13 protein-coding genes, 7 tRNA genes and 1 riboswitch are annotated in these 14,695 nt (G+C 29.8%); of the genes, 18 read left to right on the forward strand and 2 right to left on the reverse strand.

What is annotated here, in order from left to right; translation table 11 throughout:
- The first annotated feature begins 3 nt into the window (after window positions 1–3).
- The 8 genes from atpD (at window position 4) to mreB (ending at window position 7,356) form a co-directional block, all read left to right on the forward strand.
- Window positions 4–1,401: a F0F1 ATP synthase subunit beta gene (atpD, locus tag AC4FQV_RS00265; protein WP_491139457.1), complete on the forward strand. Its 1,398-nt coding sequence runs from the start codon at window positions 4–6 to the stop codon at window positions 1,399–1,401.
- Between the two features lie 15 nt (window positions 1,402–1,416).
- Window positions 1,417–1,818 carry a F0F1 ATP synthase subunit epsilon gene (locus AC4FQV_RS00270; RefSeq protein WP_491139456.1) on the forward strand — a complete coding sequence of 134 codons (402 nt, stop codon included), beginning with the start codon at window positions 1,417–1,419 and terminating at the stop codon, window positions 1,816–1,818.
- 163 nt (window positions 1,819–1,981) lie between these two features.
- Window positions 1,982–2,617: a hypothetical protein gene (locus AC4FQV_RS00275; protein WP_491163700.1), complete on the forward strand. Its 636-nt coding sequence runs from the start codon at window positions 1,982–1,984 to the stop codon at window positions 2,615–2,617.
- A 22-nt stretch (window positions 2,618–2,639) separates the two neighbouring features.
- The gene (murA, locus tag AC4FQV_RS00280) at window positions 2,640–3,905 is read left to right on the forward strand and encodes a UDP-N-acetylglucosamine 1-carboxyvinyltransferase (RefSeq protein WP_491139454.1); all 1,266 of its coding nucleotides are present in this window, start codon (window positions 2,640–2,642) and stop codon (window positions 3,903–3,905) included.
- A gap of 114 nt (window positions 3,906–4,019) precedes the next feature.
- Window positions 4,020–5,039: a stage II sporulation protein D gene (gene spoIID, locus AC4FQV_RS00285; protein ID WP_491163705.1), complete on the forward strand. Its 1,020-nt coding sequence runs from the start codon at window positions 4,020–4,022 to the stop codon at window positions 5,037–5,039.
- A gap of 104 nt (window positions 5,040–5,143) precedes the next feature.
- On the forward strand, window positions 5,144–5,908 hold the full coding sequence (locus AC4FQV_RS00290; RefSeq protein ID WP_491139452.1) for a peptidoglycan DD-metalloendopeptidase family protein: 765 nt from the start codon (window positions 5,144–5,146) through the stop codon (window positions 5,906–5,908).
- Window positions 5,909–5,976: 68 nt separating this feature from the next.
- A complete protein-coding gene (spoIIID, locus tag AC4FQV_RS00295) occupies window positions 5,977–6,228 on the forward strand; it encodes a sporulation transcriptional regulator SpoIIID (protein WP_003452341.1) in 252 nt (83 codons plus the stop codon).
- Window positions 6,229–6,318: 90 nt separating this feature from the next.
- On the forward strand, window positions 6,319–7,356 hold the full coding sequence (mreB, locus tag AC4FQV_RS00300) for a rod shape-determining protein MreB (RefSeq protein WP_491139451.1): 1,038 nt from the start codon (window positions 6,319–6,321) through the stop codon (window positions 7,354–7,356).
- Window positions 7,357–7,393: 37 nt separating this feature from the next.
- Here mreB and yyaC read toward each other — a convergent pair whose 3' ends face one another.
- Window positions 7,394–7,921, reverse strand: a complete 528-nt coding sequence (gene yyaC, locus AC4FQV_RS00305; RefSeq protein ID WP_491139449.1) for a spore protease YyaC — start codon at window positions 7,919–7,921, stop codon at window positions 7,394–7,396.
- 158 nt (window positions 7,922–8,079) lie between these two features.
- Between yyaC and AC4FQV_RS00310 the strand changes: the two genes are divergently transcribed.
- The 9 genes from AC4FQV_RS00310 (at window position 8,080) to metK (ending at window position 11,087) form a co-directional block, all read left to right on the forward strand.
- On the forward strand, window positions 8,080–8,718 hold the full coding sequence (locus AC4FQV_RS00310; RefSeq protein ID WP_491163708.1) for a hypothetical protein: 639 nt from the start codon (window positions 8,080–8,082) through the stop codon (window positions 8,716–8,718).
- Window positions 8,719–8,877: 159 nt separating this feature from the next.
- Window positions 8,878–8,953 (forward strand) — tRNA-Thr (locus AC4FQV_RS00315).
- A 5-nt stretch (window positions 8,954–8,958) separates the two neighbouring features.
- Window positions 8,959–9,044 (forward strand) — tRNA-Tyr (locus AC4FQV_RS00320).
- A gap of 4 nt (window positions 9,045–9,048) precedes the next feature.
- A tRNA-Val gene (locus AC4FQV_RS00325) sits at window positions 9,049–9,124 on the forward strand.
- Between the two features lie 22 nt (window positions 9,125–9,146).
- Window positions 9,147–9,222, forward strand: a tRNA-Thr gene (locus AC4FQV_RS00330).
- A gap of 5 nt (window positions 9,223–9,227) precedes the next feature.
- Window positions 9,228–9,313 (forward strand) — tRNA-Tyr (locus tag AC4FQV_RS00335).
- 23 nt (window positions 9,314–9,336) lie between these two features.
- A tRNA-Thr gene (locus AC4FQV_RS00340) sits at window positions 9,337–9,412 on the forward strand.
- A gap of 5 nt (window positions 9,413–9,417) precedes the next feature.
- Window positions 9,418–9,503 (forward strand) — tRNA-Tyr (locus tag AC4FQV_RS00345).
- A 72-nt stretch (window positions 9,504–9,575) separates the two neighbouring features.
- Window positions 9,576–9,680, forward strand: a riboswitch (SAM riboswitch).
- Between the two features lie 231 nt (window positions 9,681–9,911).
- Complete coding sequence (gene metK / locus AC4FQV_RS00350; RefSeq protein WP_491139447.1) at window positions 9,912–11,087, forward strand: methionine adenosyltransferase; 1,176 nt, start codon at window positions 9,912–9,914, stop codon at window positions 11,085–11,087.
- Window positions 11,088–11,172: 85 nt separating this feature from the next.
- Here the strand turns inward: metK and nagA are convergent, their stop codons facing one another.
- On the reverse strand, window positions 11,173–12,309 hold the full coding sequence (gene nagA / locus AC4FQV_RS00355) for an N-acetylglucosamine-6-phosphate deacetylase (RefSeq protein WP_491139446.1): 1,137 nt from the start codon (window positions 12,307–12,309) through the stop codon (window positions 11,173–11,175).
- A gap of 134 nt (window positions 12,310–12,443) precedes the next feature.
- Here nagA and recD2 point away from each other — a divergent pair, with 134 nt between their 5' ends.
- Window positions 12,444–14,678 (forward strand): SF1B family DNA helicase RecD2, encoded by a 2,235-nt coding sequence (gene recD2, locus AC4FQV_RS00360; protein ID WP_491139445.1) that lies wholly within the window; start codon window positions 12,444–12,446, stop codon window positions 14,676–14,678.
- The last annotated feature ends 17 nt before the right edge of the window (window positions 14,679–14,695 follow it).

Raw genomic sequence — 14,695 nt, forward strand, 5'->3', positions numbered from 1 at the left:
AAAATGTCTAATAATATAGGTAAAGTAGTTCAAGTTATTGGACCAGTTGTAGATATAAAATTTGCAAATGATGAACTTCCTAATATATTTAATGCAATACACATAAAAATGGATGATGGAAAAATCTTAGTTTGTGAGGTAGAGCAACACGTAGGAGACGATATAGTTAGAACTATAGCTATGGAAGCTACTGAAGGACTAAGAAGAGGTGTTGACGCTGTTGATACAGGGGCACCTATATCAGTACCAGTTGGTGAATGCGTATTAGGAAGAATATTTAACGTATTAGGTAAACCACTAGATAGTGGAGCTGAAGTTAATCATGAAGAAAAATATCCAATTCATAGACCAGCTCCATCATTTGAAGAACAATCAGTTGTTCCTCAAATGTTTGAAACTGGAATAAAGGTAATAGATCTTTTAGCACCTTATCAAAGAGGTGGTAAGATTGGTCTATTTGGAGGTGCCGGTGTTGGTAAAACAGTTCTTATACAAGAGCTTATAAACAACATAGCTAAAGAGCACGGTGGACTTTCTGTATTTACAGGAGTTGGAGAAAGATCAAGAGAAGGTAATGACCTTTATTATGAAATGAAAGATTCAGGAGTTATAAAAAATACAGCATTAGTATTTGGACAAATGAACGAACCACCTGGAGCAAGAATGAGAGTTGCTTTAACAGGACTTACAATGGCGGAGTACTTCAGAGATCAAGGGCAAGACGTGTTATTATTTATAGATAACATATTCAGATTCTCACAAGCAGGATCTGAGGTTTCAGCTTTATTAGGAAGAATACCATCAGCTGTTGGTTACCAACCAACTCTTGCTACAGAGATGGGTGCTCTTCAAGAGAGAATTACATCAACTACTCATGGATCAATTACATCTGTTCAAGCGGTATACGTACCAGCCGACGACTTAACTGACCCAGCTCCAGCTACAACATTCAACCATCTTGATGCAAAAACAGTTTTATCAAGAAGTATAGCTGAAATAGGTATATATCCAGCAGTTGACCCACTAGATTCTTCATCAAGAATATTAGACCCAAGAGTTGTTGGAGAAGAACACTATGAAGTTGCTTCAAAGGTTAAACATATACTTGAAAGATATAAAGAACTTCAAGATATCATAGCTATCCTTGGTGTTGATGAACTTGCAGATGAAGATAAATTAATAGTTGCTAGAGCAAGAAGAATACAAAAATTCTTATCACAACCATTTACAGTAGCAGAACAATTTACTGGAATGCAAGGAAGATATGTTCCAATAAAAGATACTATAAGAGGATTTAAAGAAATATTAGATGGTAGACATGATAATGTTCCTGAATCAGCTTTCTTATTTGCTGGAACAATAGAAGAAGTACTAGAAAAAGCTAGTGCAATGGCCCAATAAAAGGGGTGAATAAAAATGAATAAATTTAAATTAATTGTTACAACACCAGAAAGAGTACTTGTTTCAGGTGAAGTTACAAAGGTCTTATGTAAAAATGCTATTGGTGAATTTGAAATATTAGCAGGGCATCAACCTTATTTAACAGCAACTATTCCTACAATCACTAGAATAGACGATGAAAATGGAGAAAGTAAATATTTATTTACTTCTACAGGATTAATGAAGGTTCAAAATAATGAAGTTACTTTTTGTGTAAATTCAGCAGAATGGCCAGAAGAAATCGACGAAGCTAGAGCTATGAGTGCTAAGGAAAGAGCTGTTGAAAGATTAAAGAATAAGACTGATGACATAGATGAGAAGAGAGCTAAATTAGCTTTAGCAAGAGCTATGTCTAGATTAAAATTAAAAGAAATGTAATTTATATAAAGCATACAGTTTTACTGTATGCTTTTTTTATTTATATATTTTACTTAATTTATAGAACCTTTTAAGAGGATTATAATATATTGATAATATAGTAAGTAAAATAATGTATAAAAATGATAACTTTGACAATAATTTAGTTGAAGGGGTGATTTTTATGAATAATTTCTTATTATCAACATTAATTTGTTTTTCAATGATTTTTAGTACAAGCACTTTTAATATAGATAGCATGATTTATTCTAAATTAGAAAGTAAATTTAATATAGAAGAGTATGGAATGAAGATAGAGTATAATATTGAAGAAAATATATATAAAGAAATGAATCATATTTTAGATAAAGTAGATTTTGAAAAATTTCAAATAGAAAAAAATAAAGATAATGTTTATTTAAAAGGTGTTATGGAAGAAGTTTTAATTGAAATAAACTTAGTATGTGAAAGTGATTATTCAAGAGGAGAAATAATTTTAACTTCTAAAAATAAAATAAACATAAATAGTATAAAGAAAGATTTTCAAGTTTTTCATAATAAAAACATGAAAAATATAAAATATTATACTTATATTAAAGGCGATATTAGAGAAAATAATAGTATAGATAAAATAGAGGAAAGTATTATAGAAACTATAGGAAAAAATATAATTAAGGAAGTAGAAAGCTTTGATTTAAAAAATGGAAGAACAGGAATGATAAATCTTAAGAGTGATTACCAGTTTAATTACTCCATTATGACATATGAGAAAGATAGGAGCATTATTATAGGAACTCCTATTATATTCAAAACATATTAAAATAATTTTAATGGAGGATAATATGGATAAAATAGTAGTAAAAGGTGGAAAAAAATTAAGTGGAGAAGTAAATATAAATACAGCTAAAAACTCAGTCTTACCTATAATAGCAGGAAGCATATTAGCTACTGAAGATGTACTGATAAATGAATTGCCTATGCTTAAGGATGTATATACAATTTGTAACTTAATGGAACAGCTAGGTTATGAGTTAAAAATAGATAAAAAATCAAATAGTTTATTTATACCCCCTTTAAATAGGGAGCCATTAATTCCAAATGAGGACTTGGTAAAAAAAATGAGGGCTTCTTTTTTAATTATGGGTCCTATGATAGCTAAATATGGAGAATTTAAATTATCAAGGCCAGGAGGTTGTAATATAGGTTCAAGGCCTATAGAACTTCATCTAAAGGGATTAAGAGCTTTAGGAGCTGAGGATAGTAACTGTGGAAATGGTTTTGTTTGTATAAAGGCTAAAAGGTTAGTAGGAAACAAAATATATTTAGATTTTCCTTCCGTTGGCGCAACAGAAAATATAATGATGGCAGCTACAATGGCAAAGGGAACTACAGTTATAGAAAATGCAGCTCAAGAGCCTGAAATAAATGATTTAATTAATTTCTTAAATTCTATGGGAGCTAAAATTTATATAGAAAAACCAGGACAAATAATAATAGAAGGAGTAGAGTCTTTAAAATCAACAAAATATACTCCTATATACGATAGAATAGAAGCAGGAACTTTTATGGTTGCAGCTGCCATAACAGGTTCAGAAATAAAAATAAATGGTGTTAATAAAGACCATTGTTCAGGAATAATATCTAAATTAACTGAAGCTGGAGTAGAGTTTTATGATGTTAAAGATGATAAAAACAGTATTATAGTAAAGGGAAATTGTGATATAAAACCTATAAATATAAAAACTCAACCATATCCAGGATACCCTACTGACATGCAATCACAAATGATGAGTTTGTTAAGCTTAGCTAGGGGAAGTAGCATTATTACTGAAAATGTTTTTGAAAACAGATTTATGAATGTAGATGAATTAAGACGTATGGGAGCTAATATACAAGTAGAAGGAAAATCTGCTTTAATTGAAGGTGTTACAAATCTTACTGGTTGTGAAGTTAAAGCAACTGATTTAAGAGCAGGTGCTGCACTTATTTTAGCAGGACTTGTAGCTTCAGGAGAAACAATAGTTACAGATATACATCATATAGATAGAGGATATGTTGAAATAGAAAGCAAATTTAAAGCTTTAGGAGCTGATATAAATAGAATATAAGTCAACAGCATTTTGCTGTTGACTTTTTTTATTGTAAATAAATTATTTTATAAGTTCGACTTTTATAAAGCTTAGCATATACATAGACTGTATTAATAAGTCTTAGGAGGAATTATGTTAAGAAAAAGAGATTTAGAGCCGTTAATTTTTATTGTAATAATATTAATAATTGTATTTTTAATACCTATTTTCTTTGGAATATTTTCAACCTCAAAAACTATTGAAAAAAGAGATAATATAGAGGAAGTAAAGGGAGAAAAACTAATAGATAAGGTTAACTTAGAAGAAGTTGAAGTCTACATATCTAAAGAAAAGAAAGTTAAAAAAGTTAATTTAGAAGAGTATGTTTTATCTGTAGTATCTAGTGAAATGCCTGCATCTTTTAATGAAGAAGCGATAAAAGCACAAGCTATTTTAGCAAGAACCTTTGTGATAAATAAATTAGTTTCTAAATGTTCAAATATAAAAGAGGGCGATATTTGTGATACAACTCATTGTCAAGTTTATACTAATATAGAGGAAAAGAAGAAGCTTTGGGGAAAGAAGGGAGAAGAATATTTAAATAAAATAAAAAGTGCAGTATCTAGTACAGAAGGAGAGGTTTTATCTTATGAGGGTAAAATTTCTAAATATCCTCAATATTTTTCAACAAGTTCAGGAAATACAGAAGATTCTATAGCTGTTTTTTCTGAAGATATACCTTATTTAAAGTCTGTTAAAAGTCCAGGTGAGGAAGTATCTCCAAAATATAAAAGCGAAGTTTTAGTATCTTTTAAGGAGTTTAAAGATACAGTAAAGAAATATATTAAGAGTGTAAAAATAAATAATATCAATAATGAAGAAATAAAAATAATAAGCAGAAATACTGGTGGAACAGTAAATGAAATAAAAATAGGTAATAAAACAATTAAAGGTAAAGAATTTAGAAAAATATTTAATTTGAATTCCGCTAATTTTACTTTAGAGTTTTTAGAAGGAAAAATAAAGATAAATGTTTTAGGATATGGACATGGTGTAGGAATGAGTCAATGGGGTGCAAATATTATGGGGAAAGAAGGAAAAAGTTATAAGGAAATATTAAATCATTATTTTACAAATAGTAAAGTACAATCTTCTAAGGAGGTGTTTATTTAATTTTAGAGTAGACAATTTGTCTACTCTTTTTTTATTAAAAAGATTTTTTAATTTATGTATTAATTTAGGATATATGGACAGAATTAGAAACGGAGGTGTTGAAAATGAATAAAAAAGACAAATTAAAGAGATTTATCAAAAAGGATGGATTTTATGTAGTTTTATTTGCCTGTCTATGTTTAATAGCAACTGTAGGCGTAGTTGTTGCAAATAAAAGTGCAAATGATACTTTAGAAGAAAATATAGCAGAGAATACTATAGAAAATACAGAGGATAGTGCTACAACAGGAAACAATTTTGAAGATGCTGAGTTAGTTGAAGAAAATAAAGAAGTTGCAAAGGAAGAGGTAGCTACTAATGAAAACAAAGTTCAAGAAAATGTAGAAGAAGAAGCAAAAAAACAAGAGGAAGTTGTAGAAACATCAAATCAAAATAAAAATTTTATATCACCTATTAATAATGGGATAATTACAAGGCTTTATAATTTAGAACCAAGATTAAATGAATCAGGACAAAGTGCTTCTGTTTACAAAGGTATTGATATAGAAGGTAAAGAAGGAGCAGAGGTTTTATCAATTGGTGATGGAAAAGTTTTAGAAGCTGGAAAAGGTAATTCAAAAGAAGGTTGTTTTGTAAAGATTGAACATCAAAATGGCATAGTTGGTTTCTATGGAAACTTAGACCCTGAAATAAAAGTTAAAGAAGGGGATGTGGTTAAAAAAGGTGATGTTATAGGTAAGATTGGAAAAACAATTCAAAATAATCCAAGTGATAGAGTTTCAGAAAATTACTTAATGTTCCATATGGAAAATTCTAAAGAACCAGTAGACCCTCAAAAATATTTAAAAGATGTTCCTGTAAAGGAATAAAAAATACATAATCAGCTGCTTTAATTTTAGCAGCTGATTTAATAAAAAAGATTAAGGAGGAATGGTTCTTGAAAGATTATATTGAGGAAAGAGTGTTAGAGGTAGCTCAATACATTATTTATTCAAGAGCTACAATAAGAAAAACAGCTAAGGTTTTTGGAGTTAGTAAAAGTACTATACATAAAGATATGACTGAAAGATTACCAAAGATAAATCCAGATATAGCAGAGGAAGCTAAAAGTATATTAGATTTAAATAAGGCAGAAAGACATATAAGAGGTGGAAAAGCAACTAAATTAAAATATAAAGTTGTTGAATGATGAAAATATTCCTTATATAATAAAAGTTAGTATTTATGTATAATGTTATAGAAAATAATAATAATTATTATATATTAGGGAGTTGTAAATATGTGGTTTTGGAAAAACAGTACAGACATGGGTATAGACCTTGGAACAGCAACTGTTCTTGTCTATATGAAGGATAAAGGTATAGTCTTAAAAGAGCCCTCAGTAGTTGCTATAGATAAAAACAAAAATAAGGTTTTAGCTGTTGGAGAAGCTGCAAGACAAATGATTGGAAGAACACCTGGAAATATAGTTGCACTTAGACCTATGAGGAATGGGGTTATATCAGATTATGAAATGACTGAAGCTATGCTTAAATATTTCATAAAAAAAGGTGTTGGAAATAGAAGAATATCAGCACCTAAAGTTATGATTTGTATTCCTTGTCAAGCAACAGAAATAGAGAAGAGAGCTGTTATAGATGCAGCAAAAAATTCAGGAGCTAAAGATGTTTACCTTATAGAAGAACCATTAGCAGCTGCTATAGGAGCAGGTTTAGATATATCTAAAGCAAGTGGACATATGGTTGTTGATATAGGTGGAGGTACAGCAGATATAGCAATAATTTCTCTTGGAGGAATTGTTATAAGAGAGTCTGTAAAAGTAGCTGGTGATAAATTTGATGAAGCTATAATAAAGTTTGTAAGAAATAAATATAAGCTTATGATTGGTGAAAGAACAGCAGAAGAATTAAAAATAAACGTTGCTACAGCAGTAGAAGGAAATAGAAAAGAAACTATGGAAGTTAAAGGAAGAAACCTTATTACAGGACTACCAGGAACTATAAATGTTGATAGTGATGAGCTTAGAATGGCTTTAAAAGATGAAGTTAGCACAATTGGAGAGGCAGTTCATTCTGTTCTTGAAAAAACACCACCAGAATTAGCAGCAGACATAATAGAAGAAGGAATTCTTATGACTGGTGGAGGAGCTTTATTAAATGGACTTGATAGATTTATTGAGGAAAGGACAGGCATTAAGGTTAAAGTAGCAGATGATGCTATAAAATGCGTTGCAGAGGGTACTGGTAAGGTATTAAAGACATTTGAAAAATTAAATATAAGTATGGATAATTTAGAAGTTAAATTGATAGACGAATAAAATTAACTACATATCTCTTAGATTAAGAGATATGTAGTTAATTTTTTTTATTTAAGTTATAGGCTGTAACTAAAGAATCTGCTATAACTTTAGACATATCTAATATAAAATTTAATCTAATAGGTCTAGAAGTAAATGATTCTATATTCTCAGAAGAATCTACTATAGCTATTATAGAAATATTTCCAACACTTCTTAAAGTTTTTCCAACACCTTTTCCAGGATATATTGGCTTAGTTCTAACATGAATTTCTCCAATAGAATTTGCATCACCTAAGCAAGCATCAATTGCTAGTATTTTATGATTAGGATATGCTTTTGAAATTTTATCTATTTCAGTATCTAAATTTAAGGCGTGAATTGGAGATTTTAAAGTTCCAAAAACCTTTAAAGGAAAAGATTTTTCTTTTAATAATGTACCAACCATAGGGCCAAGACAATCACCAATACATTTATCTGTTCCTATACATACTATAATTGTTTTTTCATCTATATGATTTTTAAGGAAATTAGAAATTTTATAATATGATAAGTTATTTTTATAGTAAATTTTCACTTTTTCCAAGGTATCACTATGTCAAAGGCTTAAAACTAGTTTGACATACTCCTTTCTTAATATTTTAAGTTTCTATCAGTTAATTATATGAAGGAAAAAATAGAAATATTAAATCAAGTATAAAAATATTTTATGTGGAAATTATTAAAGAAGAGGTGAGGACATTTATGAGTAGAAAAGTTTTAAGTCTTTTAGTAATAACTTTAACTATTATAACTTTAGGAGTTATTATAAATATTCCGAAGGTAAATAAAGAAAAAATAAAATTGAAAAAAGAAAGTTTAGTACTTAATGAAAATAATAATTTCAATAAAGAAAAAGTAGAAAAAGCACCTTTAAACGAAGAAAAAGTAATTTTGCCAAGTAAAGAAAAAAGTAATATAGAAAAAGATAATTTTATTAAAAAAGATGAAAATAATAAAGTAGAAGAAAATGATAAAAAAGAATTAGAAATAAATAAAGATTCAAATAAAGTTAATGAATTTAAAAATAGTAGTTCAAAGGAAAAAAATAATTCCTTAAAAGAAAATAAAAAGGAAAATATAAAGCTTTTTAAAGTTGATAAGTACTCTATTCCAAGTAAGATAAGTAAGAAGGATAAATTTAAATTATTAAAATTATCTAAGGAGTTATCTATAGATGACTATAAAACTTTATTAAAGCACATAAAAAGAACAGATGAGTTAGAGGCAGCTATTGATATATTTAAAATACTTCAAGAGAAGCTATCCTATAAAGATTTTGAGTATGTAAAAGAATTATTAAATCCTTTTATAAATATATCGCTAATAGAAGAAAAAATATAAGTTAAAAAAGAAGTAAATTGGAGAAAAAAAGAGTAATTTAAAAATAAATTAACATAATATCTTTAAATGGCTTAAAATTGAGTTTGAAATAAAAAGCATAACAATATATACTAAGTCTTGTCGATTGGCGATGAGCCAAGAGATAGAAGTTAAAAATACGCTGGTGTGGCTCAATTGGCAGAGCAGCTGACTTGTAATCAGCAGGTTATCGGTTCAAGTCCGATCATCAGCTCCATAAGTGGTGGAATTCCCGAGTGGCCAAAGGGGGCAGACTGTAAATCTGTTGTCGGACGACTTCGAAGGTTCGAATCCTTCTTCCACCACCAATAAGGTCGCATAGCTCAGCTGGGAGAGCACCTGCCTTACAAGCAGGGGGTCACAGGTTCGATCCCTGTTGCGACCACCATTAAAAATAAAATAATAAATACGCTGGTGTGGCTCAATTGGCAGAGCAGCTGACTTGTAATCAGCAGGTTATCGGTTCAAGTCCGATCATCAGCTCCATAAGTGGTGGAATTCCCGAGTGGCCAAAGGGGGCAGACTGTAAATCTGTTGTCGGACGACTTCGAAGGTTCGAATCCTTCTTCCACCACCAATTAAAAAATAAAATATAAATATGCTGGTGTGGCTCAATTGGCAGAGCAGCTGACTTGTAATCAGCAGGTTATCGGTTCAAGTCCGATCATCAGCTCCAAATGTGGTGGAATTCCCGAGTGGCCAAAGGGGGCAGACTGTAAATCTGTTGTCGGACGACTTCGAAGGTTCGAATCCTTCTTCCACCACCAGCAAGAGACACTTAATTTAGTGTCTCTTTGTTAAAATAATATATTTAAAATAGAATATTTAGTATTTATATACTCTTATCCAGAGAGGTGGAGGGAAACAGGCCCTATGAAACCCGGCAACCAGTGAAATTCACTAAGGTGCCAATTCCGGTAAAGAAATTCTTTACAAGATGAGAGAAGATAAATTTAGTGTATAACTAAAATCTCTTCTTAAGTCTTTAAGAAGAGATTTTTTTATTAAAATCATTTTAAAGGCGCGCATTAAGATGATTTTAATAAACAAAAAATATATTATTTTAAGTCGTGGGAAGATAATAAATATTACTTGTTGAATATATAGGGTTGGATAAATAAAAAATGAAAGGGGTGAATTAGCTATCTTAATATAAGTGTAAGATAGCCTAAATCATGAGAAGATTATTTACATCAGAATCAGTTACTGAAGGACATCCAGATAAAATTTGTGACCAAATTTCAGATGCAGTTTTAGATGCTATATTTGAAAAAGACCCAAATGCAAGAGTTGCTTGTGAAACAGCTGTTACTACAGGATTAGTAGTTGTAATGGGAGAAATAACAACAAACTGTTATGTTGATATTCCTAAAATAGCTAGAGAAACTATAAAAAATATAGGATATGATAGAGCTAAATATGGATTTGACTGTGAAACTTGTTCAGTTATGACTACAATAGATGAGCAATCATCAGATATCGCTATGGGTGTTGATGAAGCTTTAGAATCAAGAGCAGGAGAAAAAATTGATATAGATGCAGTAGGTGCAGGAGACCAAGGAATGATGTTTGGTTTTGCTACTAATGAAACTGAAGAATTTATGCCAGCACCAATAGCTATGGCTCATAGATTATCAAGAAGATTAACAGAGGTAAGAAAGAACGGAACTTTACCTTACTTAAGACCAGATGGAAAAACTCAAGTTACTGTTGAGTATGAAGATGACAAACCAGTTAGAATAGATGCAATAGTAATTTCAACACAACATGGTCCTGAGGTTTCTCAAGAGCAAATACAAGCTGATTTAATGGAGCATGTTATAAAAGCTGTTATACCAGCAGAATTATTAGATGAAAATACTAAATACTATATAAATCCAACTGGAAGATTCGTTATAGGCGGACCTCAAGGAGATGCTGGATTAACAGGAAGAAAAATAATTGTTGACACTTATGGTGGATATGGAAGACACGGTGGTGGTGCTTTCTCAGGAAAAGATCCAACTAAGGTTGATAGATCAGCTGCATATGCTGCTAGATGGGTAGCTAAAAACTTAGTTGCTGCAGGTGTTGCAGATAAATTAGAAGTTCAAGTTGCTTATGCTATAGGTGTTGCTAAACCAGTATCAATAATAGTAGATACTTTCGGAACAGGAAAAATTTCTGACGAAAAAATAGTTGATATAATAAATAAGGTATTTGACTTAAGACCAGGTGCTATAATAAGAGACTTAGACTTAAGAAGACCTATATACAAACAAACAGCTGCTTATGGACACTTTGGAAGAACAGATTTAGACCTTCCATGGGAAAACTTAAATAAAGTTGAAGAAATAAAAAAATATCTTTAATATAAAAAAGCTTAGGAAAAATCCTAAGCTTTTTTATATATTATTTATAAGTTCATAAAATTAATTTTGTAATATAATAAATTTTTTAAGCTTTATGAACTATTTTTCCATTAACTATTACGTATTTTATATCTATATTTTCATCAAAAAGAATTAAGTCAGCATCATAACCTTCCTTAATTAAACCTTTTCTATCGTCTACTTTACAATGTCTTGCACCATTATAAGTAGCCATTTTTATAACCTCATTAAGTGGATAATTAGTATTTAAAAATACATTTTTAACTGCAACATCTAATGTTAAAATTGAACCTGCTAAAGAACCACTTAATAATCTTGCAGCACCATTTTTAACTTCAACATCTTGACCACCTAATGTATACATTCCATCAGGCATACAACAAGCCATCATAGCATCAGTTATTAATAGAACTTTATCTGTTCCCTTTTGTTTATATGCAACTCTTAAACTTGGATATGCTATATGAATACCATCAGATATTGTTTCAGTAGTTATTTCACTATCAAAAACTGCACCTACAACTCCAGGTTCTCTATGAGTAAATGGAGTCATTGCATTAAAAAGGTGCGTAGCATGAGAACAACCACATTTTATTCCTTCCATAGCTTCTTCATAAGTTGCCTTTGTGTGTCCCATAGAAACTACTATACCTTTTTTGCTTAAAAATTTAGTAAGGTCTTTAGCACCATCTACTTCAGGAGCAAGAGTTATTGATACAACATCCTCTTCATGTTCTCCAACTAATTTATAAAAGTTTTCTTCAGTTGGAGGTATTAAAAATTCAGGATTTTGAGCACCTATGGCTCCAGGACTTATAAATGGACCTTCTAAGTGAGCACCTAAAACATTAGCACCTTCAGTTCCTTCAGTTTTTGCTTTATGAATTGCTTTCATTGATTTACATACATCTTCAGCAGCTACAGTCATAGTTGTTGGTAAAAATGAAGTTGTACCATGCTTAACTATAACTTTTGAGATTTCATTTATGGCTTCATAAGTTCCATCCATGGTATCATGCCCACCAGCACCATGTATATGAACATCTATAAATCCAGGAGATAGATACAATCCTTGTCCATCTATAACTTCACAATCACATTCATTTTTAGGATTTATATCTTTAATTTTCCCATTTTCTATAAGTATATTTCCTTTTTCAATCTTATCTAAATATACTATATTACAGTTTTTTATTAACATACGAATCACCTTCCTCATAATAATCTTAAAATTTTAATTTAAGTAAGTCAACATAATAAGCCTTATGATTTAAATTAAATAATTGTGATATAATTAGTAGTAAATATTAAAGAAAAAACCTTTTAGGAGGTAATATGGAAGTACTAAATGGAATAGTTGAGAGTATAGTATTTAATAGTGCAGATACTGGTTATACAGTAATAAAATTTAGAGAAAATAATATTAATCATACAGTTGTTGGAGTTTTGCCTCATGTAAAGGAAGGTCAAACTTTAAAGTTAAAAGGAAGTTGGGTTAATCATTCTAATTTTGGAAAACAATTTAAGGTGGAAGAGTGTGAAGAAATATTACCAACTTCAAAAGAAGGAATAGAAAAATATTTAGCTTCTGGAATAATACAAGGTATTGGGCCTGTTACAGCAAAAAAAATTGTAAATAAATTTGGAGAAGATACTCTTGATATTTTAGATAATAATATAGAAAGATTAAAAGAAATAGAAGGTATAGGAAAGAAAAAATTAGAAACTATAATTGATTCATATAAAGAACAAAGAGAATTAAAAAATATAACTATATTTTTGCAAACTCATGGATTAAGTGTAAATCAATGTTTGAAAATATATAAAAAGTATGGAGCAAACTCAGTAGAAACAGTAAAAAATAATCCATACATACTCTGTGATGAAATTTCAGGAATAGGGTTTAAAACTTCAGATAAAATTGCTAGAAGTTTAGGAATAGAAATTGATTCTCCCTTTAGAATTCAAAGTGGAATAAGATATGTAATAAATGATTTTTGTGCTAATGGGCATACATTTATGCCAAAGGATAAACTTATTAAAGAAGCTAGTAATGTACTTACTGTAAGTTATGATGTAATAGAAGAAAATATTAAAAATGCTGCTTTAGATAGAAAAATAAAACTAGAAAAAATTAATGATAAAGAAGGTGTTTTTACAATACCTAATTATTATTGTGAGCTTGGAATAACTAACAGAATTTTAACCTTAGCTATAAGTAATTTTCAAGATGTAAATGTAGATGTAAATCACTTAATACTTCAATTTGAAAAGAAAAATAATATAACTTTTGCTAAATCACAAAAAGATGCTATAATAAGTGCTTTTCAAAATGGTATAGAAATAATAACAGGTGGTCCTGGTACAGGAAAAACAACAATAATAAAATGTATAATTGAAATTTTTGAAACCTGTGGAATGAAGGTTCTTTTGGGAGCTCCCACAGGAAGAGCTGCTAAAAGAATGAGTGAATCAACAGGTAAAGAGGCAACAACAATACATAGAATGCTTGATATGGGGGTTTTTGAAAAGGAAGAAAGTGTTTTTATAACTAATACAGAAGATAATTCCTTAGAGGCAGATGTTGTTATAATAGATGAGGCATCAATGATTGATATAACTTTAATGAATGCACTTCTTAAGGCAATTAAAGTTGGAACTAGGCTTATTATAGTTGGAGATGTAGACCAGCTTCCATCAGTAGGTGCAGGAAATGTATTAAAAGATTTTATAGAAAGTGGCTTTACAAAGGTTGTACGTTTAAAAGAAATATTTAGGCAGGGAAAAGAGAGTATGATTGTAATAAATGCCCATAAAATAAATCAGGGAGAAATGCCTAAATTAAATGAAAAGGGAACAGATTTTTTCTTTATAAGAAATGACTTTCAAGATGGTATATTAAACACTATTGTAGATTTAATAAATACTAGATTACCTAAGTTTAATCCAAAGTGGGATAAATTAAAAAGTATACAGGTTTTAGTTCCTATGAAGAAGGGAATATTAGGAGTTACAAATTTAAATGAGAAACTTCAAAGTGTATTAAATCCAAAGGCACCTTATAAAAAAGAAAAAGAATTTAGAAGTGTTATATTTAGAGAAGGCGATAAGGTTATGCAAATTAAAAATAACTACTCTTTAAAATGGACTAGAATAGCAGGAAAAGGTGAGCATGAAGGTGTTGGCGTATTTAATGGAGATATGGGATTTATAAAAAGCATAGACCTAGAGGGAAAGAAATTGTCTATAATTTTTGATGATGAGAGAGAAGTTGTTTATGATTTTATGTATTTAGATGAATTAGATTTAGCTTATGCAATTACAATACATAAAAGTCAAGGAAGTGAATTTAAGGTCGTTATAATTCCAGCATATATGGGAGCACCCTTACTTATGAATAGGAATTTATTATATACAGGGATAACTAGAGCAAAAGAATTAGTGGTTGTAGTTGGAGTTCCAAAGGCTTTAAAATATATGGTTGATAATAATAGGAGTATGGAGAGATATTCTTCTCTTAATTGGAGGATAAGAGAAGTTATATCTAATGAGGTTTTTGAAAAAGAATAAAATAGGAGGAATTTCAC

Source organism: Clostridium sp. TJA038, from assembly GCF_058310255.1.

What these genes read in the sequence shown, in the direction of transcription:
- AC4FQV_RS00275 (WP_491163700.1), top strand. Translation starts at nt 1,982, where the DNA reads ATGAATAATTTCTTATTATCAACATTAATTTGTTTTTCAATGATTTTT.
- mreB (WP_491139451.1), top strand. Translation starts at nt 6,319, where the DNA reads ATGTGGTTTTGGAAAAACAGTACAGACATGGGTATAGACCTTGGAACA.
- atpD (WP_491139457.1), top strand. Translation starts at nt 4, where the DNA reads ATGTCTAATAATATAGGTAAAGTAGTTCAAGTTATTGGACCAGTTGTA.
- AC4FQV_RS00270 (WP_491139456.1), top strand. Translation starts at nt 1,417, where the DNA reads ATGAATAAATTTAAATTAATTGTTACAACACCAGAAAGAGTACTTGTT.
- spoIID (WP_491163705.1), top strand. Translation starts at nt 4,020, where the DNA reads ATGTTAAGAAAAAGAGATTTAGAGCCGTTAATTTTTATTGTAATAATA.
- AC4FQV_RS00290 (WP_491139452.1), top strand. Translation starts at nt 5,144, where the DNA reads ATGAATAAAAAAGACAAATTAAAGAGATTTATCAAAAAGGATGGATTT.
- murA (WP_491139454.1), top strand. Translation starts at nt 2,640, where the DNA reads ATGGATAAAATAGTAGTAAAAGGTGGAAAAAAATTAAGTGGAGAAGTA.
- AC4FQV_RS00310 (WP_491163708.1), top strand. Translation starts at nt 8,080, where the DNA reads ATGAGTAGAAAAGTTTTAAGTCTTTTAGTAATAACTTTAACTATTATA.
- nagA (WP_491139446.1), bottom strand. Translation starts at nt 12,309, where the DNA reads ATGTTAATAAAAAACTGTAATATAGTATATTTAGATAAGATTGAAAAA.
- recD2 (WP_491139445.1), top strand. Translation starts at nt 12,444, where the DNA reads ATGGAAGTACTAAATGGAATAGTTGAGAGTATAGTATTTAATAGTGCA.
- metK (WP_491139447.1), top strand. Translation starts at nt 9,912, where the DNA reads ATGAGAAGATTATTTACATCAGAATCAGTTACTGAAGGACATCCAGAT.